The sequence below is a fragment of the Flagellimonas lutaonensis genome (assembly GCF_000963865.1).
GTDB lineage: Bacteria > Bacteroidota > Bacteroidia > Flavobacteriales > Flavobacteriaceae > Flagellimonas_A > Flagellimonas_A lutaonensis.
In genome coordinates this window covers 2013625-2039928 of sequence record NZ_CP011071.1, presented here as the reverse complement: position 1 = coordinate 2039928, position 26304 = coordinate 2013625, and the positions used below count along the sequence as shown (strand labels likewise).

At 47.0% G+C, this 26304-nt stretch carries 17 protein-coding genes and 1 tRNA gene; 8 read left to right on the top strand and 10 right to left on the bottom strand.

Annotation, left to right across the window (positions count from 1 at the left end; genetic code table 11):
* Positions 1–13: 13 nt before the first annotated feature.
* Both VC82_RS09540 and VC82_RS09535 read right to left on the bottom strand, forming a co-directional pair.
* Entirely contained in the window at positions 14–3133 is a 3120-nt protein-coding gene (locus VC82_RS09540) for a TAT-variant-translocated molybdopterin oxidoreductase (RefSeq protein ID WP_045802178.1), read from the bottom strand.
* 21 nt (positions 3134–3154) lie between these two features.
* A complete protein-coding gene (locus VC82_RS09535; protein ID WP_045802177.1) occupies positions 3155–4531 on the bottom strand; it encodes a c-type cytochrome in 1377 nt (458 codons plus the stop codon).
* A 221-nt stretch (positions 4532–4752) separates the two neighbouring features.
* Here VC82_RS09535 and VC82_RS09530 point away from each other — a divergent pair, with 221 nt between their 5' ends.
* On the top strand, positions 4753–5136 hold the full coding sequence (locus VC82_RS09530) for an SPOR domain-containing protein (RefSeq protein WP_045802176.1): 384 nt from the start codon (positions 4753–4755) through the stop codon (positions 5134–5136).
* Between the two features lie 24 nt (positions 5137–5160).
* Here the strand turns inward: VC82_RS09530 and infB are convergent, their stop codons facing one another.
* From infB to VC82_RS09510, 4 genes are all read right to left on the bottom strand, one after another.
* On the bottom strand, positions 5161–7791 hold the full coding sequence (gene infB / locus VC82_RS09525) for a translation initiation factor IF-2 (RefSeq protein ID WP_045802175.1): 2631 nt from the start codon (positions 7789–7791) through the stop codon (positions 5161–5163).
* 42 nt (positions 7792–7833) lie between these two features.
* A complete protein-coding gene (gene nusA, locus VC82_RS09520; protein WP_045802174.1) occupies positions 7834–9066 on the bottom strand; it encodes a transcription termination factor NusA in 1233 nt (410 codons plus the stop codon).
* A 10-nt stretch (positions 9067–9076) separates the two neighbouring features.
* Positions 9077–9538, bottom strand: a complete 462-nt coding sequence (gene rimP / locus VC82_RS09515; RefSeq protein WP_045803358.1) for a ribosome assembly cofactor RimP — start codon at positions 9536–9538, stop codon at positions 9077–9079.
* 241 nt (positions 9539–9779) lie between these two features.
* Positions 9780–9851, bottom strand: a tRNA-Gln gene (locus tag VC82_RS09510).
* 212 nt (positions 9852–10063) lie between these two features.
* Between VC82_RS09510 and VC82_RS09505 the strand changes: the two genes are divergently transcribed.
* Positions 10064–13399, top strand: coding sequence for a glycosyltransferase family 117 protein (locus VC82_RS09505; RefSeq protein WP_045802173.1), 3336 nt, complete (start codon positions 10064–10066; stop codon positions 13397–13399).
* Between the two features lie 82 nt (positions 13400–13481).
* On the opposite strand, the gene VC82_RS09500 is transcribed toward VC82_RS09505, so the two are convergent.
* From VC82_RS09500 to VC82_RS09490, 3 genes are all read right to left on the bottom strand, one after another.
* On the bottom strand, positions 13482–13778 hold the full coding sequence (locus VC82_RS09500) for a thioredoxin family protein (protein WP_045802172.1): 297 nt from the start codon (positions 13776–13778) through the stop codon (positions 13482–13484).
* Between the two features lie 91 nt (positions 13779–13869).
* Entirely contained in the window at positions 13870–15096 is a 1227-nt protein-coding gene (locus tag VC82_RS09495) for a metallophosphoesterase (RefSeq protein WP_045802171.1), read from the bottom strand.
* Positions 15097–15150: 54 nt separating this feature from the next.
* Positions 15151–15873: a copper homeostasis protein CutC gene (locus tag VC82_RS09490; RefSeq protein ID WP_045802170.1), complete on the bottom strand. Its 723-nt coding sequence runs from the start codon at positions 15871–15873 to the stop codon at positions 15151–15153.
* A gap of 85 nt (positions 15874–15958) precedes the next feature.
* Here VC82_RS09490 and VC82_RS09485 point away from each other — a divergent pair, with 85 nt between their 5' ends.
* The 3 genes from VC82_RS09485 (at position 15959) to VC82_RS15445 (ending at position 21947) form a co-directional block, all read left to right on the top strand.
* The gene (locus VC82_RS09485; protein WP_045802169.1) at positions 15959–16948 is read left to right on the top strand and encodes an isoaspartyl peptidase/L-asparaginase family protein; all 990 of its coding nucleotides are present in this window, start codon (positions 15959–15961) and stop codon (positions 16946–16948) included.
* 152 nt (positions 16949–17100) lie between these two features.
* Positions 17101–19932: a DNA polymerase I gene (polA, locus tag VC82_RS09480; RefSeq protein ID WP_045802168.1), complete on the top strand. Its 2832-nt coding sequence runs from the start codon at positions 17101–17103 to the stop codon at positions 19930–19932.
* A 17-nt stretch (positions 19933–19949) separates the two neighbouring features.
* A complete protein-coding gene (locus VC82_RS15445; protein WP_084598190.1) occupies positions 19950–21947 on the top strand; it encodes a sulfatase-like hydrolase/transferase in 1998 nt (665 codons plus the stop codon).
* Positions 21948–21953: 6 nt separating this feature from the next.
* Here the strand turns inward: VC82_RS15445 and VC82_RS09470 are convergent, their stop codons facing one another.
* Positions 21954–22424 carry a MarR family winged helix-turn-helix transcriptional regulator gene (locus VC82_RS09470; RefSeq protein ID WP_245615873.1) on the bottom strand — a complete coding sequence of 157 codons (471 nt, stop codon included), beginning with the start codon at positions 22422–22424 and terminating at the stop codon, positions 21954–21956.
* Between the two features lie 165 nt (positions 22425–22589).
* Between VC82_RS09470 and hppD the strand changes: the two genes are divergently transcribed.
* The 3 genes from hppD to fahA all read left to right on the top strand — a co-directional run bounded on the left by hppD (position 22590) and on the right by fahA (position 26287).
* Positions 22590–23723, top strand: a complete 1134-nt coding sequence (gene hppD, locus VC82_RS09465; RefSeq protein WP_045802166.1) for a 4-hydroxyphenylpyruvate dioxygenase — start codon at positions 22590–22592, stop codon at positions 23721–23723.
* Positions 23724–23806: 83 nt separating this feature from the next.
* Positions 23807–24964, top strand: coding sequence for a homogentisate 1,2-dioxygenase (locus tag VC82_RS09460; protein WP_045802165.1), 1158 nt, complete (start codon positions 23807–23809; stop codon positions 24962–24964).
* A 102-nt stretch (positions 24965–25066) separates the two neighbouring features.
* The gene (fahA, locus tag VC82_RS09455; RefSeq protein ID WP_045802164.1) at positions 25067–26287 is read left to right on the top strand and encodes a fumarylacetoacetase; all 1221 of its coding nucleotides are present in this window, start codon (positions 25067–25069) and stop codon (positions 26285–26287) included.
* The last annotated feature ends 17 nt before the right edge of the window (positions 26288–26304 follow it).

Below are 26304 nucleotides of genomic sequence, written 5' to 3'. Positions count from 1 at the left end.
CTTACTTAGTTATTTATGCCTCGTCTGTATTTCTGACCTTCACATGATAGAACACGTTGGGTTTTGTGCCCACATGCTCCAACAAGTGGTACATTCTATCATCTTCTTTCAACTTGGCCACTTCACTGCTCTCATCGTTGATATCACCGAACACAATGGCACCGGTGCTACATGCTGCCGAACATGCGGTCTGGAATTCCTCATCCTTGACCGGACGACCTTCCCTCTTGGCATCCAAAATTGCTTTTTGCGTCATTTGGATACACATGGAGCATTTCTCCATCACCCCGCGTGAACGTACATTCACGTCAGGGTTGATGACCATCTTGCCCAAGTCGTTGTTCATGTGGTAATCAAACTCGTCGTTGTTGTTGTAAAGGAACCAGTTGAAACGACGTACTTTGTACGGACAGTTGTTCGCACAATAACGCGTACCCACACAACGGTTGTATGCCATATGGTTCTGGCCCTGACGGCTGTGAACCGTAGCTGCCACCGGACATACCGTTTCACAGGGTGCATGGTTGCAGTGCTGGCACATCACAGGCTGGAAGGCCACTTGTGGGTTTGCAGCCGGATTTTCCAACTCCAACATGGTATTTCTATAACCACTTTCCGAGTTTTCTTTTTCTTCTACATCTGCCCTAAAGGTATCTTCAGATGAATAGTACCTATCGATACGCAACCAGTGCATATCCCTTGATTTTCTGACCTCTTGCTTACCGACCACCGGAACATTGTTCTCGGCATGACAGGCAATGACACAGGCCCCACAGCCCGTACAGGCGTTCAAGTCGATAGACATGTTGAAATGGTGCCCGATGCTGCGGTCAAACTCATCCCAGAGGTCCACCGAAGTAGCCGGAACCTCTTGGTGGTTCAAAGACACGACCGGAACGGGGTTCCATTCATGGTGGTCTTTGGTGTTGAATATCTCAAGTGTCGTCTCTTTGATGATATCACCACGACCCATCAAGGTATTGTGCAACTGTATACAAGCAAACTCATGCTCACCAGTTGATTTTTCAATCGAGACCGATTGTATGCTGTTGAAATCTTTATAGAGCCTGTAAGCATTGACACCTGTCTGCATTTCAGACTTCATGCCGGCCTGCTTCCCATATCCAAAAGAAAGACCGATGGTACCTGGTGCCTGACCAGGTTGGATGATTACAGGCACCCCATCGAGCGTACTGCCATCCACCGTCAATTTTGCATAGCTCCCGTTGAGACCACCGTTGGCCACGTTCCAGTTTTCAAAGCCCCACTTTTCAGCATCGGCCTTTGAAACAGTCACATAGTTGTCCCAAGTGACCCTGGTAATGGGATCGGGAAACTCTTGCAGCCAAGGGTTGTTGGCCTGACGACCATCGCCCATACCTACTTTTGAATAGAGCACCAATTCGGTTCCGCCACTGGTGGCATTTGCCAACGAGCGAACGGCAGAAGCGATTGGAACAATGGTCGATTCTGTGTTTTCTTCGGAAACTTCTTCTGTGGACACCTGTCGTTGATCACCTTCTTCGGCCTCAACAACCATAGTCTCTTGTATCAAAACACCATCGTGCAATGCTTGGTTCCAACTGTTTCCATTGAGGATGTTGGTTTCCCACGTCTCACGGATGTAATCGTAATACGTCTTATCACTGCCCATCCATTTCAGCAAAGCCGTTTGAAACTGTCTTGTGTCGAACAACTCTCGAATAGTGGGCTGGGTAAGACTGTAATGTCCTTTCTTAAATTGGGCATCGCCCCAAGACTCTAGGTAATGGGAGGCCGCCGCCACATAATCAGAAGATTGGGCCGTTTCATTATTGTTGAATGAGAAGCTCACCGACATGTCGACGTTGTCAAGGCCCGTTACAAATTCATCTGTGTTCGGCAAAGAATATACAGGGTTAACGCCATCCATTATCAACAAACCGACACGGCCTGCATTCATATCATCAACCAGCTGACGCACCTTTGCGGTATTGCCCTGTCTAACGTATCGTGGGTTTTTGGGATCAAACGCCTCGCTCGCCAACATTTTATTGATGGCCAACACAACGATCTGCGCATTTACATCGTCTAGCCCCGTTACAACAACAGCTTTGCTCCCGGCCTTTCTGATCTGGGCCGCGATGCTGTCAACAACGCCATCAACTTCTGAAGTACCGCCTCCCACACTGCTTCCGTTTAACTTACCATATAATTTTGCCAAAGCAACTTTCTGTTGTGTCGGAGTCAACGGAATTCTTTTATCGGCATTGGCGCCGGTCAAAGACATATTTGACTCGAGCTGGATGTGCCTTGACATTTTTCCGTTTTTCGGAATACGGCCTTTCGCATAGCCATCATCATAACCTCCGCCTTGCCAATCTCCAAGAAAATCAGCACCGAATGAAACAATCAGATCAGCCTTCGAAAAATCGTAATCCGCCAAGGCCCATTCTCCATATGCCTTCTCGTATGCGCTTAATGCGGCATCTTCTGAAATGGCGTCATATACAACATGCTCTACATTCCCTTGGGCTTCTGAAAACTCACTGATCAACCGCTCAGTCGAAGGGCTCGCATAAGTCTGCGTCATTAATACAACTTTCTTGCCCGAGTTTTTTAAGGAACCCAATTTGGCCTTTACATTGGCATCAAGCACATCCCAATCGATAGGTTCGCCATTGGCGTTATCGATCGGGCCCTGTACCCGCTTGCTATCATAAAGTGAAAGAACAGAGGCCTGCACCCTTGCATTGGCACTGCCCTTTACTTTTGCCTCGGTATTGTTCTCTATTTTTATAGGACGGCCCTCTCGGGTCTTTACCAAAATACTGGCAAAATCAAAGCCATCTGCAATGGTGGTGGCATAATAGTTGGCCACGCCGGGCACTATTCTATCGGGCTGAACCACATAGGGAATGGATTTTCTTACCGGACCCTCACAGGCAGCCAATGAAGCTGCAGCGGTACTGAACCCTACATATTTCAAGAAATCCCTTCGGTTGGTGGTGCTGGCCGACAAATTTTCCTTGTCGCCCAAAAACTCATCAACTGGAATCTCTTCCACGAATTCATTCTGTCTAAGCGTCTCAACAATGGAATCGTTGGGATTCAACTCCGCTTCACTCTTCCAATATCTCTTGTTTGATGCCATATAACTGAAATAACTTCTTTATTAATAGTGACACTTACCACACTCCAAAGCTCCCATCTGTGCGGCAGTCAACTCTTCCACCCCGTATTTTTTAGAAAGCTCATTGTGAATCTTTTCGTAATAGGGATTATCGGCAAGCTTTACATTCGTCTCACGGTGGCATTCGATGCACCAGCCCATGGTCAAAGGTGAATATTGGTACATAACCTCCATTTCCTCCACAGGACCGTGACACGTTTGACATTCTATGCCGGCCACCGATACGTGCTGTGAGTGATTGAAATAAGCAAAATCAGGCAAGTTGTGAATACGCACCCATTCCACTGGTTGTGTCTCACCTGTATAGCGCTGGTTTTCTTCATCCCAACCAACGGCCTTGTATAATTTCTTTATTTCGTTCGTGTAGAATTCGTTGGTATAGCCATTCGCCAAATCTTCGGCACTTGGCCCCTCCGGATTGCCTTTGTATTCGTAAATGGACTTGTGGCAATTCATACACACATTCAACGAAGGTATGCCAGAATGTTTCGAGGTTCTAGCAGAAGAGTGGCAATACTTACATTCAATTTTATTGTCACCCGCATGTATCTTGTGTGAATAATGTATGGGCTGTACCGGGGCATAGCCCTGATCGATGCCGATCTGCATCATCCACGCATAGGCATAGTAGGCACTTGCCAACAACAGAAAGACAACAGTGACAAAGACCAAGAATTGGTTTTGTGCAAAGGCTTTCCAAATCGGAATCTTTTTCTCCCGCTCTTTTTGAAGGTCTACCCCATTGGCCTCTGCGATACGGCGCAAGGTCTTGTTGACCAAGACCAACATGATGACCAAGAGGCCAAAAACCAAGGCCAGTGCACCCAACACCATTTCATTTGAAAGCCCTGAGGAATCACCCTCGCCAGTTGCGGTAGTGGCCGCGGCATCTGTTTGGGCGGCCGGTGCAGGCGGCGGTGCAGCCGTGTAGGCCAAAATATCATCGATATCCTCGTTGCTGAGGGTCGGAAAAGCGGTCATGGCCGCTTGGTTGTATTCATTATAGATCCTGACAGCATAAGGGTCGCCAGCGGTAATCATGCCCGCGCTGTTCTTGATCCAGCTGTAGAACCACTCTTTATCAAGCCCTTCCTCTTCCATCAAACGGGTCTCGACATTGGCCAGGGCAGGGCCGGTCATCTTTCTATCCAATGCGTGACAAGCCGCACAATACTGGTTAAAGAGCTGTTTGCCCTTTACGGGGTCGCCCCCACCAGCCTCTTCTGTAGCCGCAGTCGAGACATCAGCAGAAGCAGCAGTCTCTTCTTGTGCGAACAAGGGATTTGAAAGTAATGCGAAAAGAAATAAACTTAGACCTAAAACCGTTGAAATCTGAATGCGGTGTAAAACCTTTTTCATATTAGCGTATATTCTAACAGACTTTGGCACGATAATTACTACTGATACTGTGTGTATTAGCCCTTACCGCGGCCCAAATTGCTGACAAAAATACGACTTAGACTGTATTTTTAAAATGTTAAGGGATTTATAATCCACAATTTATAATTGTTCTAAATAAACTGCAAACAGTCTGTTTAAGAACCAAAAAATTAAATTTGTTTTTCAATACTATTCGCAAAATGGAGAGAATTTCGAAAACCCTTATCTTCTGTATACTTTCAACTGGCATTCTCTATACCGTGAACGCCCAGCAGGGTACTGTAAACATTAAACAAGATGAACGGATAGACAAACTTTTGGATGTCTATAAAAGCGTCAATTCAAAATCTGATTTCTACCAGATCCAAGTAGGATTCGGAAGCTATGAAAAGGCCCAAGAATTGAAATCACGGGTGGATGTCGATTTTCCGAATTTATATTCAAAAATCGAGTTTGAGTCACCCACTTACAGGGTGCGGTTGGGCCGCTTCAAGACAAAGCTCGAAGCAGAGCGCAAATTTTTGGAGGTTCGCAAGAAATATCCCAATGCCATGTTGCTGAAACCCGATAAGGGTTCGCGTTAAACGTTCAGGAATTCTTTTTGGATATTATAGCTTTTTCTTAACGGCGACTTCTTGGAAGGCTTCGATGATATCACCTTCCCTGATATCATTGTAGTTCTTTATCTGCATACCACAATCATAGCCTTTGGCCACCTCTTTCACATCATCTTTGAAGCGTTTCAGCGATGACAATTCACCTGTAAAGACAACCACTCCATCGCGGATCAGACGAATCTGAGAGTTTCTAAAAATCTTACCACTGGTAACCATACAACCGGCAATGGTACCCACTTTCGAAATCTTGAAAGTTTCCCGTATCTCTGCCGTACCGGTAACTTCTTCCTTTATTTCTGGCGAGAGCATACCTTCCATTGCATCTTTCAAATCGTTGATGGCATCGTAGATGATGGAGTAGGTTCTAATATCGATTTCCTCCCTATCGGCGATTTCCCTTGCGTTGCCCATGGGTCGCACGTTGAACCCGATAATCACAGCATCTGAGGCACTGGCCAACAGTACATCTGATTCTGTAATGGCCCCTACGCCCTTATGGATGATGTTCACCTGGATTTCATCGGTAGAAAGCTTTTGGAACGAATCGGTCAACGCCTCAACAGAACCATCCACATCTCCTTTTAGTATGATATTCAGTTCTTTGAACTCGCCCAAAGCAATACGTCTTCCAATCTCATCCAATGTAATGTGGCGCTGTGTCCTCACCGATTGCTCCCTCAACAGCTGTGCCCGTTTGGCTGCAATCTGCTTGGCCTCACGCTCATCTTCCAATACATTGAACTTATCGCCGGCCTGCGGAGCACCATCTAATCCCAAAACAGAGATAGGAGTGGCAGGACCCGCCTTTTTGACATTTTTTCCACGCTCATCGTGCATGGCCTTTACCTTACCGCTATGGGTACCGGCCAAAATGTAGTCGCCAATGCACAGCGTTCCCTCTTGTACAAGCACTGTGGAAACATAGCCACGGCCCTTGTCTAAAAACGCTTCAACAACCGTTCCGTTGGCCAGTTTGTTCGGGTTGGCCTTCAACTCTAACAGCTCGGCTTCAAGCAGTACCTTTTCAAGCAAGTCTTTGACCCCTTCCCCGGTTTTGGCTGAAATATCGTGCGATTGTATTTTTCCGCCCCAGTCTTCAACCAGCAGGTTCATATTGGCAAGACCTTCTTTGATTTTATCAGGATTGGCCGTTGGCCTATCTATCTTGTTGATGGCAAACACAATGGGAACCCCCGCGGCCTGTGCGTGGCTAATGGCCTCTTTGGTCTGTGGCATAATGTCGTCGTCGGCAGCGACCACGATAATGGCAATATCTGTGACCTGGGCACCCCTCGCACGCATCGCCGTAAAGGCTTCGTGGCCGGGAGTATCAAGAAACGTAATCTTTTGCCCATTTTCAAGCGTTACACTATACGCGCCAATGTGCTGTGTGATACCGCCACTTTCACCTGCTATCACATTCTCTTTTCTAATATAGTCCAACAAAGAGGTCTTACCATGGTCAACATGACCCATGACCGTAACAATGGGCGCCCGGGGCTCCAAATCTTTTGGGCTGTCTTCTTCTACCTCTATTGCCTCTTCAATCTCGGCCGTTACAAATTCAACTTCGTAACCAAACTCTTCCGCAACAATGGTGAGTGTCTCCGCGTCAAGTCTTTGGTTCAAGGTAACCATGATTCCCAAGGACATACAGGCCGAGATGATCTCGGTGGTCGAAACATCCATCAAAGCGGCTACCTCGTTCACGGTCACAAACTCTGTAACCTTCAGGATTTTGCTTTCGCGCTCTTGTTGTTCTAGATCTTTTTCGGTCTGTTGGCGGTGAAGGTCCCTTTTCTCTCTTCGGTACTTGGCCCCCTTGCCCTTGCCAGACTTTCCTTGGAGTTTCTCTAAGGTCTCGCGTACTTGCTTTTGCACCTCTTCTTCTGTGGGCTCGACCTTATTTATCGGCTGACGTTGTCCTTTTCGGCCTGTTTTTCCCTTGCCTGCCTGATCCGCCGAAGGCTTGCTTATGATTCGTCTTCTACGTTTTTTCCTGTCTGAAGCCTTGTCAGCAGCACTTTCCTCTTTCTTTTTCTTGGGTTTTTCGAATTTGGACAGGTCTATCTTGTCTCCGGTAATCTTGGGGCCCGATAACTTTTTGTATTGGGTCTCTATGGATTCCGGCTCTGGCTGTACCTCTACCGCTTTCTTGGCTACGGGTTTTTCCGGCGCTGCTTTGGACACCTTGGGCTCTTCCTTCTTTTCCTCTTTGACCTCCGCCTTCTTATCTTCTTTTGCCTTTGGCTCCGATTTTTTGTCAAGGTCGATTTTGCCAACCGTTTTCGGACCTGAAAGTTCGGCCTTGGCCTTGATCACATCAACTTCGTTTCTCTTTTCACGGGCCAATCTGCGCTCTTCTTGCTCTTGTTCGATCTGCATGCGCAGGGCCTCCTTCTCTTTTTGCTTTTCTTCGGCAACCTCTTTTGATGCGACCTTCTTACTCTTGTCTGTCTGGAACTCATCCAACAATACCTGGTACACTTCCTCACTGATCTTGGTCGTAGGCCTAGCCTCAACCTCGTGCCCTTGGGAAGCCAGATAATCCACGGCACGATCAAGCGAAATATTCAATTCCCTTAGTACCTTATTTAATCGTATTGATGAGTTTCCTGCCATAAAAAGTTCTCTAACCCTTTAAAATTCGCTGCTAATATAAGTTTAATCTTCAAATTCTGCCTTGAGTATGCGAAGCACCTCGGCCACCGTTTCCTCTTCCAGGTCGGTTCGCTTCACCAAATCATCGGCATCTTGCTCGAGCACACTTCTAGCGGTGTCTAAGCCAATTTTTTTGAATTCCTCAATAATCCAAGAATCGATTTCATCAGAGAATTCGGTCAATTCTACATCTTCTTCCACACCTTCCCTGAACACATCGATCTCATAACCGGTCAATTGCCCGGCCAATCTGATGTTGTGCCCACCTCTTCCGATTGCCTTGGAGACCTCTTCGGGCTTCAAGTACACCTGGGCTGTCTTCTTTTCATCGTTCAACTTGACCGATGTCACCCTTGCGGGGCTCAAAGCCCGGGTCACCATCAGTTGCGGATTGTTCGTCCAGTTGATGACATCAATGTTCTCGTTGCCCAATTCTCGAACGATTCCATGAATACGAGATCCCTTCATGCCCACACAGGCACCCACCGGGTCAATTCTATCATCATATGAGTCAACGGCCACCTTGGCTTTTTCACCTGGTATGCGTACAACTTTCTTAACGGTGATAAGACCATCGAACACCTCTGGTATTTCTTGGAAGAACAACTGCTCTAAAAACTTTGGCGACGTACGCGACATTATAATAGTGGGCTTGTTGCCCTTAAGCTCAACACTTTCGATGATTCCGCGCACGTTATCTCCCTTTCTAAAGAAATCAGAAGGTATCTGCTTTTCTTTGGGAAGAATGATTTCGTTGCCCTCATCATCCAACAATATGATGGCCTTGTGGCGTATGTGGTGTACCTCGGCGGTATAAATTTCTCCCTCGAGGTCTTTAAATTGTTTGTATATCGTAGTATTGTCGTGTTCATGGATCTTGGCAATCAGGTTCTGGCGCAGTGCCAAAATGGCCCGGCGGCCCAAATCCATAAGTTTTACCTCTTCAGACACATCTTCACCTACCTCAAAGTCAGGCTCTATCTTTCTGGCCTCAGACAATGAAATCTGCTCGTTGGGGTCTTCTACTTCACCATCTTCTACCACTACACGGTTTCTCCAAATCTCCAAATCACCCTTGTCTGGGTTGATGATAATGTCAAAGTTCTCGTCAGAACCGAATTTTTTCTTCAACGCATTGCGGAACACTTCTTCCAGTATGGCCATCAATGTGACCCTGTCGATGAACTTATCATCTTTGAACTCAGAAAAAGATTCAATGAGCGCCAGATTTTCCATTTTTGATCAATTAAAATTTTAAAACCACTTTTGCTTCCTGAATATCGGCCATGGCAATCTCTTGCCTTTTTTGAACCGTATGTTTGCCCTTGCCAACAGGCTTGGGCTCGCGAGCTTTCCACTCTATAGTTATCATGTCGTCTGTGGCGGCGGTAAGTTCTCCTTCGAACTGGTTTTCTTGGGTCTTTACCTTTAATTTTCGCCCCACGTTCTTTTTGTATTGTCTCGGCAGCACTAAGGGTGCCGTTGCGCCGGCAGAGGCCACTTCCAAAGAAAAATCTTGCTCCTCCCTATCCAGATTGTGCTCAATGGCCCTGCTCACTTCAATACAGTTCTCGAGACTTACCCCTTCATCGCCATCGAGAACGATTTTTATTTTGTTGTCTGGAGACACCGATAGCTCAATCAAAAAAAGCGAATCGTTTTCTTCCAGCGCTTTGGCCAAAAGTGTCTCAACCTTGTCTTTCAACATATTTCTTCTTCCTGATTTGGATACGTTCCCCTCTTTCACGGGAACATAACATCAACTAGTTTTTGGGCGTTGCTTTTGACCTTCCCAAAAAGTTTCAGTAATGAAAGAGGGGACTAGAAGTCCCCTCATGAATATATTACTATCCGTTCAGTGGTGCAAATATACGACAATTCTACTACTTGCACAACTGGTTTGGCAGGAACAAAAAGTCCCAACAGTTCAGTTGGGACTTTTTTCTTTGTTGGCCTACTAGGACTCGAACCTAGAATGACTGAACCAAAATCAGTAGTGTTGCCAATTACACCATAGGCCAGTACCCTTTTCAAAACCGCTCATCCTATTGTATTAAGATGCTTCGGTATTTGAGCGTGCAAATTTAAGACAAACTTTTATTAAGACAAATAATTTTGCAGATAATCAACATACATGAAAATGCCGAAGGCCATGTTAAAGCTTTTGCAAAAATAAAAGGGCGTATGCCCAAGATTTGGTAAATTCGCCCCGATTGCTAAACACCACCCTTATATGTTTGCAAAGAATTTTTCGAAATGGGATCCCCTTATAGGATGGGCAACTTTTACAGTAGCCTTGATCACATATGCGCTTACTGTTGAGCCCACTGGCAGTTTCTGGGATGCCGGCGAGTATATCAGCACCTCTGCCAAACTTCAGGTAGGCCACCCCCCGGGCGCCCCTCTGTTACAGATGATTGGTGCTTTTTTTGCCATGTTTGCCTTTGGTGATGTCACCAAGATTGCGCTCATGGTCAACTGTGTTTCGGTGGTCTCAAGCGCCTTTGCCGTGCTGTTTACCTTTTGGGCGATCACCAACCTTACCAGAAAATTGATCTCTGGTGACAACAAGTTTACCAACGCCAAGGCCATCGCCGTTTTGGGCAGTGGACTTGTGGGCGCCCTTGCCCTAACCTATTCCGATAGTTTTTGGTTCAACTCAGCCGAAACCGAGGTGTACGCCTCGGCCAGTCTTATTCTGGCGCTCCTGTTCTGGCTGGGGCTCAAATGGATCGATAATTTGCACGAACCCCGTGGCCATCGTTGGCTACTGCTCATATGCTTTGTCATAGGACTTACTTTTGGCATACACTTTATGGGCTTTTTGGCCATTCCGGCGGTAGGTTTGTTGTTCTATTTCAAAAAATACAAGACCACGACCGTCAAAAACTTTTTGCTGGCCAACATTGCGGTGATTGCTGTTTTGATGCTGGTCTATAAATACTCGCTCACCTATGTGTTAAAGCTCTTTGGATGGAGCGAGGTTTTCTTTATCAATAGCATAGGGCTGCCCTTCAATTCGGGCACCATTATTATGGGCATTCTTTTTATTGCAGCTTTTTATTTTGCCCTGCGCTACACGCGAAAGAACAATTTTCAAACAGGAAACCTTATTGTACTGTGCCTTATGTTCTTGGTTTTGGGGTTCTCGTCATGGCTGATGCTTCCCATACGTGCCAATGCAAAGGTGGTGGTCAATGAGAACAATCCTGAAGATGCCCGGTCTTTGCTGGCCTATTATAATATGGAACAGTACCCAGGGGTCGACAGTCCGTTCTATGGGGAGTACTATTCGGGTACCTTTGGCGAGCCTGGCGACTATGTCGACGACACCCCAAAATATGAGAAAGACGAGAAGTTGGGCAAGTACGTCATCGTCAACAAGTACAAAGATGCCATTCAAGGTCCAAACCCGAAACACGTTGGTCCATTACCGCGTATGTGGAGCCCACAACATGCCGAAAACTATATGCGCTATTTTGGTGCGTTAGACTTCAGGATCAAAGCCGAGTATATCTCGAACAACGAATTGCGCGATGCCGTAAACCGGTTCAGAAGCGCCTATGAGACAGGGGAATTGGATGCCGAGCAATACGTCAGGTTCTTGCGGGAGTTTGACGAGTATATCGAGGTAGCGCCCCCTACCCTGTGGCAGAACATCAAATATATGCTCGACTTTCAATGGGCCTATATGTACGTGCGCTATTTCATGTGGAATTTTGTAGGCCGCCAAAACGATGTGCAGGGCCGTTACGATGGCAATGGCGAATGGTTGAGCGGTATTGGTTTTATTGACGGCTTTCGTCTGGGCAGTCAAGAAAACCTGCCCAAAGACTGGCTCGACAACAAGGCGCGAAACACTTATTTCTTTTTGCCCCTGCTATTGGGCATTATCGGAATTGTCTTTCAAATATCAAAAGACCCCAAACAGTTTTGGGCGCTCTTTGTATTTTTTATGTTCACCGGGCTGGCCATTCAGTTCTACACCAACCCTTACATCTTTCAACCAAGGGAACGTGATTATTCGTTAGTGGGTTCGTTCTACGTTTTTGCAATTTGGATAGGACTCGGCGTTTACGGACTTTTCGAAGAGGTGCGAAAATTAGTGAAGCCCAAATTGGCGGCCCCTATTACCACCCTTGTTTGCCTGATTGCAGTGCCCTTGTTGATGGGCTTTCAAAACTGGGATGACCATGACCGTTCGGAGCGCTACACCGCCCGTTCCACTGCAAAGGCATACCTCGATTCGTGCCAAGAGGATGCCGGTGCCATTCTCTTCACCATTGGCGACAACGACACCTTTCCCCTTTGGTACGTACAAGAGATAGAAGGCCTCCGAACCGACGTCCGCATAGTCTGCACCAGCCTTTTTGCCACTGATTGGTACATTGACCAAATGAAGCGAAAAGCATACGAGAGCGAGCCGATACCCTCGCAGCTTACCCACGATAAATATAGCTACGGTACCCGCGATGCCATTTATTACCAAGGGTTGACCGATGCGCGATGGAACATTAAAGATTTTATGAGCTGGGTGGCCAGCGACAAACCGCAGACCAAGTACAAATACCTACTCGAAAAGCAAGGGGCCGATTTGAGTCAGTACCCCGAAAGCCAACTTGACGTGGTCTACTACCCTACCAATAAGATACGGGTTCCCGTAAACAAGAAAAACGTACTGGAAAGTGGTCTGGTAAAAGCAAAAGACAGTGCGCTGATTGTTGATTATATCGATATCGACTTGCCCAAAAGTGCTTTGACCAAACAACGCATATTGATGCTGGATGTGTTGGCCAATAACGATTGGAAACGCCCCATCTATTTTTCAGGGGGAAGTTTTGACAGCGCGGAATATCTTTGGATGAAAGACTACCTGCAGTTAGATGGGCTGGTCTATAAATTGGTTCCCATAAAAACAGCGTACGAGGGCATTTTTGAAATGGGCCGTATCGATAGCGACTTGATGTACGACATCGTGAAGAAATGGGAATGGGGCAACTCAGGCGAGGATATCTACCATGACCCACAGACCCGCTCGCAGGGGCTATCGTTCAGGGGCAATCTCGCACGCCTGATGGAGACCCTTATCGAGGAAGGTAAAATTGAGAAGGCCAAAGAGGTTATCGAAATAGCCATGACCAACATGCCCGTTGAGTACTTTGGTTTCTACGCATTTGTCGAGCCCTTTGTGGATGGCTATTACAAGGTTGGCGAGACCACCAAGGCCCGCGAACTCTTCGATAAGCTCAAGGCCATTTACCAAGATAGGTTGGAGTATTATGCAGGGCTTCCGACAGATGAACAGTACAGAAACATAGAAGACATTCTTGCCGATATGGAGGCCTATCGTCGAAATATCGATATCCTCATCGAGAACAGAGATCGGGACCTTGCCCAAAAGGAAACCTTGATCTTCAATGAATATCTTGACAAGTTCACCCAGTTTGCACCTGCTGAACAAGAAACGATTCAAGATCCTGAACCGGTGCTCAAAGACCCTGACACTATAGACACTGTAGCGGTGGATGGTGTGGAGGTGGAAATGGATACAATGCCCATTGAGGAATAAATGCTTTTTTTGTGTCATCCTAGTTTGTATTAGGATGAACTGTTCTTAAAGATAAAGAGATTCCTGCATGCGCAGGAATGGGTTAGATATATTCGTTAAGTATCCCGATAAGGGTGTTGGCATCTTGCTCACCGCTTTGCCTCCAGACCATTTCGCCCTTTTTGTAGATCATCAAAGTCGGAAGCCCCTTTATTCGCAAGGCCTGCGAAAGCTCTTTGTTCTTATCGACGTCTATTTTAATGACCTTGCCCTTATCGCCCAAGGCTGCAGCCACGTCTCGAAGTACTGGGTGCATTGAGGTCGATTGTTCGTTCCATTCCGCATAAAAGTCCAATAGCACCGGAATGTCTTGGTCGATAAGTTCACCAAACTTTGACATAAGAAACGATTTGGTTTTCAGGCCAAAAGTAAGAAAAAATGTTAAAGTTATACATGAAGTCAGGCGTTATAGGCTTTGACCCCCGTTAAATTCACGTTAAAGATTTCTTTTTGAGTGTGATCACCGATATCTCGGGCCAGATACCTACACGCCCTGGATAACCGATAAATCCGAAACCGCGGTTCACGTTGATGAACTGCCCCAATTCCTCATAGATGCCGGCCCAATATTTATAGCGCCACTTTACCGGGCTCCACTTGAACCAGCCGGGTATTTCAACACCGAACTGCATACCGTGGGTATGGCCGCTCAAGGTCAAATGGTAATGGTGGTCGTCGTGGATTACCTCATGTTGCCAATGTGAGGGGTCGTGGCTCATCAAAATCTTAAAATCGTTTTTGTCGATGCCTTTGGTCGCCTTCTTCAGGTCTCCCACTTTAATAAAACCACCTGCCCCCCAATTCTCTACCCCTACAAGGGCAATACGCTGGTCATTTTTTTCGAGATAACGGTTTTCGTTGAGCAATAGCTCAAAACCCATCTCTTTCTGGATTTTTTTCAAATCTTCGAGGTTCTGCGCCTTGGCTTCCGCGGTTTCCCAAGCGACATAATCGCCGTAGTCATGGTTTCCCAAAACCGAAAATTTTCCGTCGGGGGCATCCAGTGTGGCGAACAGATCCTTCCACGGCAGCATCTCAGAAGCCATGTTGTTGACCATATCGCCTGTAAACAGGATTACATCGCTCTGTTGTTCTTTGATCAGGCGCACCCCGTATTCGACCATCTTTCGGTTATCGAAACTACCGCTATGGATATCTGAAATCTGGGTAATCTGGTACCCGTCAAAAGCATCGGGCAGGTCTTCAAATTCAAGCTGGTACTTCAATACTTGAAAGTTGTACTTGCCCTTGTACATGCCCCATAACAAGGCCCCAAATGGCAAGGCTGCTATACCCAGCGCGGTCAAACTTAAAAAGCGCCGTCGAGCCGGCAGACTGAACTCTGTGTGGGTGCCAAACAGTCTTTGATAAGCCCCTGTCAAAAACCTGAAAATATCTTCTGAGAACAAAAAGATGATGGTGATCAGCTGAAAAGACAGCATGGCAATCAAAAACCCGAACGCATAGCTTTTTGGCTTACTGAGCACACGGCCCTCATCTGCCCAAGAAAATTGATAGATGAAATTTCCGATCACCAACAGGGTCAAGGCAATAAAAACATAGTGTATCCAAGGTTGCCGGGTGGCCGTACGTATGGCCTGAAGGGCATAGAAACCCATTACCAGGTACACTGTTACAAAAATAATCCAGCGAAGCATAGCTCTTTTTACAAATATATTTTTTTCAAGGGCAGCACTTGTGCTTTTTCGATATTATTTAACTGTCCTAACAATCTGATGTATAGTGTCAATGTTCGTTAGGGCCACTCGCTCTTCTTTCAAGTGTTTTTCTGAGTTCATGGAGATTTTCCCATTAAGACTCATAGTATTGTCAACAACGGTGCCCGACAGGTGTATGGCCCTTAGCCCGGCCTCTTTGAATTTTGGGGCGTTTTCTTTATTGATGCCTCCACCGGCCATCAATGTCATCCGTTGCACCAATGCCTGCCATGAACATAACCGTTGCAACCCCTTTTCAGCAGTGGTTTGTTGACCTGAAGTCAGCACAGTGTCAACTCCAAGGCCTTCCAATCGCAACAACTCCTTTTCCGGATTGGCCACCCAATCAAATGCCCGGTGAAAAACGAACTTCAAGGGCTTTGCCAAATCGATAAGTTCTTTGGTGCGTTTTTCATCCACCGAAAAATCTTCGTTCAAAACACCTGAAACGATACCCGTGACATCCATCTTCTTGCAGAATTCAATATCTGCTTTCATCACTTCAAACTCTGTTTCGGAGTAGGTGAAATGTCCCCCACGTGGCCGCACCAATACGTGCACCGGAATTTGAATCCGCTCCTTGACCAATTTGATGAGACCATGGGAAGGGGTAATGCCCCCTACCCCAAGCTCAGAACAAAGTTCGATGCGATCGGCACCAGCGGCGGCGGCATTGATTGCCGATTGCAATGAGTTTGCACATACTTCTACCAGCATTGATTCGTTTTTTGTCTTTCCTACCTAGGCGGAAATCCAAATTTATCAAATTCAAATTGGTATATTGAGTCCAAACTTTGATTATATGAAACGACGAAAGTTCCTCAAAAATTCAACCACGGGAACGGCTGCTTTGATGACCGCGCCATTATTGGCCTCGTGCAAAGATGAAAACACCAAAAACAAGGGCGCCAACGACAAATCAACACCCGTGAGACCCATTGTGGTCTGCACGTGGAATTTCAAAAACGCCTCGGCCAAGGCTTGGGAAATTTTAGATGCCGGGGGTTCGTCTCTCGATGCCGTTGAACAGGGGGTACGGGTCGAAGAGGCCGATGTCACCAATGAGACCGTGGGCAAGGGTGGGCGCCCAGACCGCGACGGCAACGTAACCCTCGATGCCTGTATCATGGACAAAGACGGCAATTGTGGGTCAGTGGTGTACCTACAGAACATAGCCCACCCTGTTTCGGTGGCCCGCAAGGTGATGGAGGAAACCCCCCATATCATTTTGGCCGGAAAGGGCGCGGAACAGTTTGCCTACGAACAGGGCTTTAAAAAAGAAGAACTACTGACCGAAAGTACCCGAAAACAATATGAAGAGTGGAAGAAGAATTCGAAATACGAGACCATCATCAATATAGAGAACCACGATACCATTGGCATGCTGGCCATTGACAAAAATGGTGATATAGCCGGGGCCTGCACCACCAGTGGCATGGCCTACAAAATGGCGGGACGTGTAGGCGACTCGCCCATCATAGGCGCAGGACTCTATGTCGATAATGAAGTGGGCGGCGCAACGGCCACAGGTGTCGGCGAAGAGGTAATTCGCACGGTGGGCAGTTTTTTGATCGTTGAACTGATGCGGCAGGGCAAAAGTCCGCAAGAGGCTTGTGAAGAAGGCGTAAAACGTATCATGGCAAAAAACAAAGACCGTAACGATTTTCAAATCGGGTTTTTGGCCATCAACAAACAGGGCGAGACCGGCGGCTACTGTGTGCACCCGGGGTTTACCTATCGCGAATTTTCCAAAGCGGGGCATATGAACAATGAGGTGACGAGTTTTTATTAGATGCTGGATGCTCGATGTTGCACGTTGGATAATGAGGAGAAATCATGCCTCATGGTTCTAGATTCTTGTCTCCCTTTAAAACCCATTTCGTACTTTTAAATCCTGCTAACCAAAACTTCGTATTTCTAATTTCGTATTTCTAACTTTCAAAAATGTCAGAACAAAAGCGCCTTTTTCTGCTCGATGCCTACGCCTTGATTTTCAGGGGATATTATGCCCTGATCAAAAATCCCCGTATCAATTCAAAAGGTATGGATACCTCGGCCATCATGGGGTTTATGAACTCCCTGTTTGATGTCATAAAACGTGAGCGGCCCGACCATTTGGCCGTGGCCTTTGATAAGGGCGGCAGTGTTGAGCGTACCGAAGCGTTCGAAGACTACAAGGCCAATCGTGATGAAACGCCCGAGGCCATTCAGATTGCCGTGCCGTACATACACAAGATTTTAGAGGCCATGCACATTCCTATCGTAGAATTGGAGGGCTACGAGGCCGATGACCTGATCGGCACATTGGCCAAGCAGGCCGAAAAAGAAGGCTATAAGGTCTATATGGTGACCCCTGACAAAGACTTTGGCCAATTGGTCTCTGAAAACATTTTCATGTACCGCCCCGCCCGTATGGGCAACGGTATAGAAATATGGGGCATCCCCGAAGTACAAAAACGGTTTGGGGTCGAACGGCCTGAACAGGTCATCGATTACCTCGGCATGATGGGCGATGCCAGTGACAACATTCCAGGGCTGCCAGGTGTGGGCGATAAAACCGCCAAAAAGTTCATACAAGAGTTCGGTTCAATGGAAGGCTTGCTGGCCAACACCGATAAGCTCAAGGGCAAAATGAAAGAGAAGGTCGAAGAAAATGCAGAATTGGGGCGCCTGTCACGACAACTGGCCGAAATCAAGACCGACTGCGACGTTACTTTCGATGCGAAAGATTATGAAATGTGTCCGCCCGACGCTGAAAAGGTTCAAGAAATCTTTGAGGAGCTCGAATTCCGCCGTTTGCGGGAGCAATTCATCAAAATATTTTCGGGCGAAGCCGAAACGGGCACACAGGTCACCAGTACGGAGACTGCTAAAAAAATTTCGCAGGCTGCCGGTAGCGGACAGTTTTCACTCTTTGGCAATGACGGTGATGCACCGGCCACCATCAAAGATGTGAACAGCCGCAATACCGTCTCTGATGTTTCCCATTTTTATCAACATGTTTCAGAAGGGCTGGGCATGCAATTGTTTTTGGAAAAGCTGATGCAGCAGACCTCGGTTTGTTTTGACACGGAGACAACTTCCATCAATCCATTGGAAGCCGAATTGGTAGGCATAGCCTTTAGCTGGTCCGCTGGTAAGGGCTTTTATGTTCCTTTTCCTGAGGAAAAAGAAGGTGCCCAAGAGTTGATAGAGCAATTTCGCCCCTTTTTTGAATCCGAGAAAATCGAAAAAATAGGGCAGAACCTGAAATACGATATCAAGGTCTTGCTCAAGTACCATATCGAGGTAAAAGGAAAGCTCTTTGACACCATGTTGGCACATTACCTTATCAATCCTGATATGCGGCACAATATGGATGTGCTGGCCGAGACCTACCTCAACTACACACCCATTTCAATTACCGAACTCATCGGCAAAAAGGGCAAGAACCAATTGAGCATGCGTCAGGTGCCTTTGGAAAAACAGACCGAATATGCCGTGGAAGATGCCGACATCACCTTTCAACTGGCCCATAAGTTTCGCCCTGAACTGAAAGCGGCCGAGACAGAAAAATTGTTCGAAGAAATCGAGGTGCCACTTTTACGCGTGTTGGCCGATATGGAATGTGAGGGCATCAATCTCGATATCGATTTTCTAAAGCAACTTTCCGTAGAACTTGACAAGGACATCAAAAAACTGGAAGAGAAGATTTACGAGCAAGCAGGGGAAACCTTCAACATTGCCTCGCCCCGGCAACTTGGCGACATTCTTTTCGGAAAACTGAAACTCGTCGATAAGCCAAAAAAGACCAAGACAGGCCAATTTTCAACCTCTGAGGATGTACTCTCTTACCTTGCCAAAGACCATGAAATCATTAAAAATGTGCTCGAATACCGTGGCCTCACAAAGTTGAAAAGCACGTATGTCGACGCACTGCCCAACGAAGTACAAAAGCACAGTGGCAGGGTACATACCGATTATATGCAGACCGTGGCAGCCACCGGGCGCTTAAGCAGCAACAACCCGAATTTGCAGAACATTCCCATCCGCACCGAACGCGGCCGTCAAATACGAAAGGCGTTTATCCCCAGAAATGAAGAGTACATGTTGTTGGCGGCCGATTATTCACAGATAGAGTTGCGTATCATCGCGGCCCTTAGTGAGGAAGACACCATGATCGAGGCCTTTAAAAATGGAGAAGACATCCACGCTTCCACCGCCTCAAAAGTGTTCAACGTACCGATTGACCAAGTGACCCGTGAGCAGCGCAGCAATGCCAAAACGGTAAACTTCGGAATTATTTACGGCGTTTCCGCTTTTGGCCTTAGCAACCAGACCGACCTCAGCCGCACCGAGGCAAAAGAACTCATTGAAACCTATTACAAGACCTACCCGAAACTGCGCAACTTTATCAGCGACCAAATCGATTTTGCCCGTGAGCATGGTTACGTGCAAACGGTTTTGGGCCGGCGGCGCTATCTGAAAGACATCAACTCGAACAATCAAGTGGTACGTGGTGCCGCCGAGCGCAACGCGGTAAATGCCCCCATTCAGGGCAGTGCCGCCGATATCATCAAAATCGCGATGATTAACATCCATAAAAAACTATCCGAAGAAAACTACCAAACCAAAATGTTGTTGCAGGTACACGATGAACTGGTCTTTGATGCGTACAAACCCGAATTGGAAAAGGTCTCAGAAATGATAAAAACCGAAATGGAGAACGCCTATGAACTGGCGGTTCCGTTGGATGTTGAAGTGGGCATCGGCAAGAATTGGTTGGAGGCGCATTGATTGAACCATCGATTATTATGAGGAAAACGATTCGATCTTGGGGAACCGCTCTATGGCTGTGTACTGCTTCTTTCACCTTTTCACAACAGGACACTCCCAATATCATCTATTTCTTGGCAGATGACCTAGGGTACGGCGAAGTGGGCGCCTACGGGCAGGAAAAGATCAAGACCCCCAATATCGATGCACTTGTGGCCTCGGGCATGAAGTTCACCCAACATTATTCGGGTGCACCGGTCTGTGCCCCGGCTCGTTATATTTTGCTCACGGGCAAGCACGCTGGGCACGCCTATATTCGTGGCAACGATGAATGGGCCGAACGTGGCGAGGTGTGGGATTATGAAAAGATGTTTGTCAATCCTGGTCTAGAGGGGCAGCGACCTATCCCCGATTCAACGGTCACTTTGGCCGAACTGCTCAAGACCAAGGGCTATGCCACGGGCATCTTCGGCAAATGGGGACTTGGTGCGCCCAACACCGAAGGGGTACCCAACCAGCAGGGGTTTGATGAATTTTACGGTTACAACTGCCAACGCCAAGCGCACAACCTATACCCCGGCCATTTGTGGCACCACGACAAAAAAGTGCTGCTTCACAATGAACTTATTGCCCCACACCAACCACTCGACAATCTTGCCGATCCCTTTGATGAGAAAAGTTACGCCCGGTTTGCCCAAAAAGAATATGCCCCGACCTTGATCCACGAAAAGGCGTTGGTCTTTATCGAGAAGAATCAAGACCAGCCCTTTTTTCTATACTATGCCTCGCCCCTGCCCCACCTACCTCTTCAGGCTCCCACCGAGTTGGTGGAAACCTACCGAGAACAGTTTGGTGAAGAAAAACCGCATGTGGGCGACAAGGGCTACTTTCCCAATCGTTATCCACGGGCAACCTATGCTGCCATGATTTCGTATCTCGACCAACAACTGGGCGAATTGGTGGTAAAACTGAAAGCCTTGGGGCTCTATGGGAACACCCTTATCATTTTTTCTAGTGATAACGGGGCCACCTACACTGGTGGGTACGCTTACAATAATTTGATGTATGCCGTTGCGGGTGAGGTAATACAGGCCGTAAGCGGCCAACATTGGACAGATTTTGTTGGTGAACATCTATTCAAACCCATAGGTATGGTTGATGCCGTGGCAAAAGTGAGCGAGGTTTTTGGCCAGGGCAACTATGTAACCCCTTACCTAGACCATATCGAAGATGGCATGGTACAGGTCGATTACAATCGTTCAGACCAAATTGGGGCGGCGGGCATGATTTGGGCCAGTGCTTCCGATGTGGCAAACTACTTGAAGTTTCTTGACAATGATGGAATTGTGGGACAAGATACCCTGTTGAAAAAAGAAACGTTCGATTACCTGTTTAAGCCCCATGCCTTTGTGACCGACACCGGTTTTTATCCCACCCAACAATTAACAAATCCAAATTGGAAGACCTACGGACTAGGATGGTTTCAACACGATTACCGCGGCCAGAAACTCGATTTCCACACCGGCAGCATTACAGGTCTGGTTGCCATGGCAGGCCTGATGCGCGATAAAGATGTAGCCGTTTACGTTTTTGCAAACCTTGACCACGCAGAACTGCGACATGCCATTCTCTATAAGGCCATTGACCTTTTTGCCTTTGATGACATCAGTCGTGGGTGGCACAAAGAAATCTCACAACTGTATGGGGACTTCAAATCACAAAACAAGATGCGTTTGGCCAAAATGAAAGAAGAACGGGCCAAAGACACAAATACCACGTTGCCCCTAACTGCTTATGAAGGCAGCTACCATCATACTATGCTGGGAGAGGTCTCGGTAAAAATCGATGGTGATGGCCTTTTGTTGGTTTTCAACGATTTTTTAAAACTAGAGGGCAAACACTGGCACTACGACACTTTTGTTTCAACAAAAAACAATCCGTACTATTTAGAGACCCTATTTCAATTCCATTTAAACCCCCAAGGAGAAGTCGCTGTTCTGGAAGCGTTTGGGGAGCATTTTTTGAAGAGGCAGTGACCCACACTATCCATCGTAGTTCTCACCGATTTGGTCGAGTACTTTTAAAAAGACTTCAAATTCATTGCCATCAAGATTTTCGATGGCTTTTTGTCTTAGCTCGAGGGCATGGGGCAATACCACCTCGATAATGTTGCTACCCTTTTCGGTCAATTCAAGCTTAAATCGTTTTTGGTCCCCATTGAAACGGGTCTTCTTGATCCATCCCTTGCGCTCAAGTCCACCAATGACCCTTGAGATTGTCGCACGGTTGCGAAAATTCGATTGTACAATGTCACGCTGCGAAGCCGCATCACCCAGTTCGTAAATCTGATGCAGAATTACCCACTGCTCAATGGTCATGTCAACGTTCAACTCCTGAAACCTTCGCAAATAAGCATCCTGCACCTTGCGCAACACTAGGTCGAGGTGAAGGCCGATTCCCGATATCTTGTCTATTTGGTTCAGCATCATCTTATTCCCACTCCCGATAGCCATCGGGAGGTGGGGAATCCATCATTTATGAGATTCCGTTTCAAGCACGGAATGACAGTTAAACATTTAACCTAAAATTTTCTTGCGAAAGCGTTTTCGTAATCCAAAAATACGTATTTTTGTTGCATCAACAACAAAACTGGTTCACAATAAAAAATTATAGAGATAATGGAAACCACAGCCACCCCAAAAATTCATGATGAGGCAAAAGACTTCATGCCCATCAACGGTACCGATTACATTGAGCTTTACGTCGGCAATTCAAAGCAGGCCGCCCACTACTACAAGACCGCTTTTGGCTTTCAGTCGTATGCCTATGCCGGACTCGAAACCGGACTCAAAGACCGTGAAAGCTATGTAGTGGCGCAAGACAAGATTCGTCTGGTGCTGACCTCGCCCCTAAAAAGCGGTACCGAAATCGGGAAACATATCGACAAGCATGGCGATGGCGTTAAAGTGGTGGCCCTTTGGGTCGATGACGCCACTTATGCCCACGAAACTGCCGTGGCACGGGGTGCTAAATCATATATGGAGCCTGTGACCGAAAAAGATGAACACGGCAAGGTGGTGCGTTCTGGCATTTACACCTACGGAGAGACCGTTCACATTTTTGTCGAACGAAAAGATTACAACGGCATCTTTTTGCCCGGTTTCAAAAAGTGGGAGACGCCTGACTACAATCCCGAACCCACTGGGCTAAAATATGTTGACCACATGGTGGGCAATGTTGGCTGGAACCGCATGAACCATTGGGTCAAGTTTTATGAAGAGGTACTGGGCTTCAAAAATATTTTGACTTTTGACGACAAAGACATTTCAACCGATTACACTGCCCTGATGAGCAAGGTGATGAGCAACGGCAACGGCCGCATCAAATTCCCTATCAACGAACCAGCCGAAGGCAAGAAAAAATCACAGGTTGAGGAATACCTCGATTTCTACGAAGGTGAAGGCGTACAACACATTGCAGTGGCCACTGATGATATTATCAAAACCGTTAGAGACCTGCGAAGCCGTGGCGTTGAATTTCTTCGTGTACCGGCCATCTATTATGATTCGGTGACCGACCGCGTGGGTAAAATCGATGAAGATATCGAACCCTTGAAAGAACTGGGCATTCTGGTCGATAGGGACGACGAGGGCTATCTGTTGCAGATTTTCACAAAACCTGTCGAACCAAGGCCGACCATGTTCTTCGAAATCATTCAAAGAAAGGGAGCCAAGTCGTTCGGAAAAGGTAACTTTAAGGCACTCTTCGAAGCCATCGAGCGCGAGCAAGAACTTCGGGGCACGTTGCACTGAATCGTACATGGTTAATCGTTAATGGTTAGTTCAAATTGGCCAAAACCGTTTAACTTTTAACCCTGAACTTTTAACTTTAAGATATGCCTATCTATCATAAATTAGGAAAGATTCCGCAAAAGCGGCACACCCAGTTTGAAAAACCAGACGGGGGGCTGTACTATGAGCAACTGTTCGGCACCATCGGTTTTGACGGCATGTCATCGTTGCTCTACCATATTCATCGACCCACACAGGTCAGGGAAGTTGAAAAGCCGATGGATGTAAGCCCGAAAATTGCTGTGGCCAACAACATCACATCCCGAAAATTGATTGGTTTTGATGTAAAACCAAAAGATGATTTTTTAGAGGCCCGTGAACCGCTTATGGTAAACAGTGATGTGCATATTGGGTTGGCAGCGCCAAAGAAGTCGATGAGCGGCTATTTCTACAAGAATGCCGATGCCGACGAAATGCTCTTTATCCACAAAGGTTCGGGCACATTGAGAACCTTTGTGGGCAACATTCCTTTTGAATATGGTGACTATCTCATCATCCCAAGGGGAATGATCTATCAAATCGAGTTCGATTCAGAAGACAACCGTATTCTTTATGCAGAGTCGTTCCACCCAATTTATACACCCAAACGATACCGCAACTGGTTCGGACAATTATTGGAGCACTCGCCTTTCTGCGAGCGCGACTATAAACTGCCACAAGACTTGGAAACCCATGACGAAAAAGGGGAGTTTTTGATGAAAATCAAAAAGCAGGGTATGTTGCACAACCTGGTCTACGCGACGCATCCGTTTGATGTGGTCGGTTGGGATGGCTACAATTTCCCCTACGGCTTCTCCATACACAACTTCGAACCCATTACGGGCCGCGTGCACCAACCACCACCTGTACACCAGACCTTTGAGACAGGGGCATTTGTGGTCTGTTCGTTCGTACCGCGATTGTACGATTACCATCCCAAGGCGATACCCGCCCCGTACAACCACTCGAACATCGATTCAGATGAGGTATTGTACTACGTGGATGGTGACTTTATGAGCAGAACAAGCATTGGCCCCGGTTATATTTCGCTGCATCCGGCGGGCATTCCACATGGGCCGCATCCGGGCACCTATGAAGCCAGCATTGGCAAAAAAGGCACCGAAGAACTAGCAGTGATGATCGACACCTTTAAACCGCTGCAGCTAACCCAAAACGCCATGAAGATCGACGATGGCAAGTATTATAAATCTTGGTTGGAGTAAAAATAGAAGTTAGATAGCAGATGTTGGACATGAGACAAAAAGTTGTAAAACTATTTTTATAATCCATCCAATATCTAACGTCTTAAATCTCATATCTAAAAAATGATCATAGACATACCCACAAACTCAGATTTTTCAATCCATAACATTCCCTTTGGGATATTTTCCACAAAGGACAGGAGTCCACGGGCAGGGGTTGCCGTGGGCGAGCACATTTTAGATTTGGCGGCCGTGGCCGAATTGGATGTTTTTGATTTTAACTCCGCTGTGTTGGAAAAGGATACTTTGAACGATTTCATCTCATTGGGAAAAGAAATCACCTCAAAGGTTCGCAAAGACATCCAGCATTGGCTGCAAGATGATGCCTCGCCCCTTGCCGGCAAACCAGAATTGTTCGTAAAACAATCGGAAGCCCAGATGCACATGCCCCTACATGTTGGCGATTACACCGATTTTTATTCCAGTATCGAGCACGCCACCAATGTGGGCAAAATGTTCCGCGATCCCGAAAACGCCCTGTTGCCCAACTGGAAACACATTCCGGTAGGGTATCACGGTCGCGCCAGCTCGATCATCATCAGCGGGCAGCCCATTCACCGACCAAAAGGCCAAACGTTGCCCAAAGACGCCGAAAAACCTGTTTTTGGCCCCTCGCAACGATTGGACTTTGAACTTGAAATGGGCTTTGTGGTCGGAAAAGACACAAAATTGGGCGAATCAGTTTCCACCAGTGAAGCAGAAGACTATATCTTCGGATTGGTTTTGTTCAACGATTGGTCGGCCCGTGACATACAAAAATGGGAATATGTTCCGCTCGGGCCTTTCCTGGCAAAGAACTTTGCCTCTTCCATCTCGCCTTGGATCGTTACCTTGAATGCCTTGGAACCCTTTCGGGTAGAAGGCCCAGAACAAAAACCCGAAGTGCTTCCGTATTTGCAGTTTGAAGGGAAAAGAAATTACGATGTGAGCCTTGAGGTTGCTTTGGCCCCAGAAGGTGGCGAGGCCGAGACCATTTGCCGTTCGAACTTCAAGTACATGTACTGGAACATGGCCCAGCAGTTGGCACACCATACCGTAAACGGCTGCAACATCAACATTGGCGATATGATGGCCTCAGGGACTATTTCAGGCAAAGATGAAAACTCGTATGGTTCCATGCTCGAATTGGCTTGGATGGGCACCAAACCCATCAAATTGAAAGATGGCAGCGAACGAAAATTTATCAATGATGGCGACACGGTCATCATGCGGGGCTATGCCGAGAAAGATGGCAAACGCGTTGGTTTCGGTGAAGTGAGAACCAAAGTTTTGCCTGCGAAATAATTGATTTTGGGGATGTC

Coding starts and splice junctions, on each gene's coding strand:
- VC82_RS09540 (WP_045802178.1), bottom strand. CDS start 3,133: ATGGCATCAAACAAGAGATATTGGAAGAGTGAAGCGGAGTTGAATCCC.
- VC82_RS09535 (WP_045802177.1), bottom strand. CDS start 4,531: ATGAAAAAGGTTTTACACCGCATTCAGATTTCAACGGTTTTAGGTCTA.
- VC82_RS09530 (WP_045802176.1), top strand. CDS start 4,753: ATGGAGAGAATTTCGAAAACCCTTATCTTCTGTATACTTTCAACTGGC.
- infB (WP_045802175.1), bottom strand. CDS start 7,791: ATGGCAGGAAACTCATCAATACGATTAAATAAGGTACTAAGGGAATTG.
- nusA (WP_045802174.1), bottom strand. CDS start 9,066: ATGGAAAATCTGGCGCTCATTGAATCTTTTTCTGAGTTCAAAGATGAT.
- rimP (WP_045803358.1), bottom strand. CDS start 9,538: ATGTTGAAAGACAAGGTTGAGACACTTTTGGCCAAAGCGCTGGAAGAA.
- VC82_RS09505 (WP_045802173.1), top strand. CDS start 10,064: ATGTTTGCAAAGAATTTTTCGAAATGGGATCCCCTTATAGGATGGGCA.
- VC82_RS09500 (WP_045802172.1), bottom strand. CDS start 13,778: ATGTCAAAGTTTGGTGAACTTATCGACCAAGACATTCCGGTGCTATTG.
- VC82_RS09495 (WP_045802171.1), bottom strand. CDS start 15,096: ATGCTTCGCTGGATTATTTTTGTAACAGTGTACCTGGTAATGGGTTTC.
- VC82_RS09490 (WP_045802170.1), bottom strand. CDS start 15,873: ATGCTGGTAGAAGTATGTGCAAACTCATTGCAATCGGCAATCAATGCC.
- VC82_RS09485 (WP_045802169.1), top strand. CDS start 15,959: ATGAAACGACGAAAGTTCCTCAAAAATTCAACCACGGGAACGGCTGCT.
- polA (WP_045802168.1), top strand. CDS start 17,101: ATGTCAGAACAAAAGCGCCTTTTTCTGCTCGATGCCTACGCCTTGATT.
- VC82_RS15445 (WP_084598190.1), top strand. CDS start 19,950: ATGAGGAAAACGATTCGATCTTGGGGAACCGCTCTATGGCTGTGTACT.
- VC82_RS09470 (WP_245615873.1), bottom strand. CDS start 22,424: ATGGCTATCGGGAGTGGGAATAAGATGATGCTGAACCAAATAGACAAG.
- hppD (WP_045802166.1), top strand. CDS start 22,590: ATGGAAACCACAGCCACCCCAAAAATTCATGATGAGGCAAAAGACTTC.
- VC82_RS09460 (WP_045802165.1), top strand. CDS start 23,807: ATGCCTATCTATCATAAATTAGGAAAGATTCCGCAAAAGCGGCACACC.
- fahA (WP_045802164.1), top strand. CDS start 25,067: ATGATCATAGACATACCCACAAACTCAGATTTTTCAATCCATAACATT.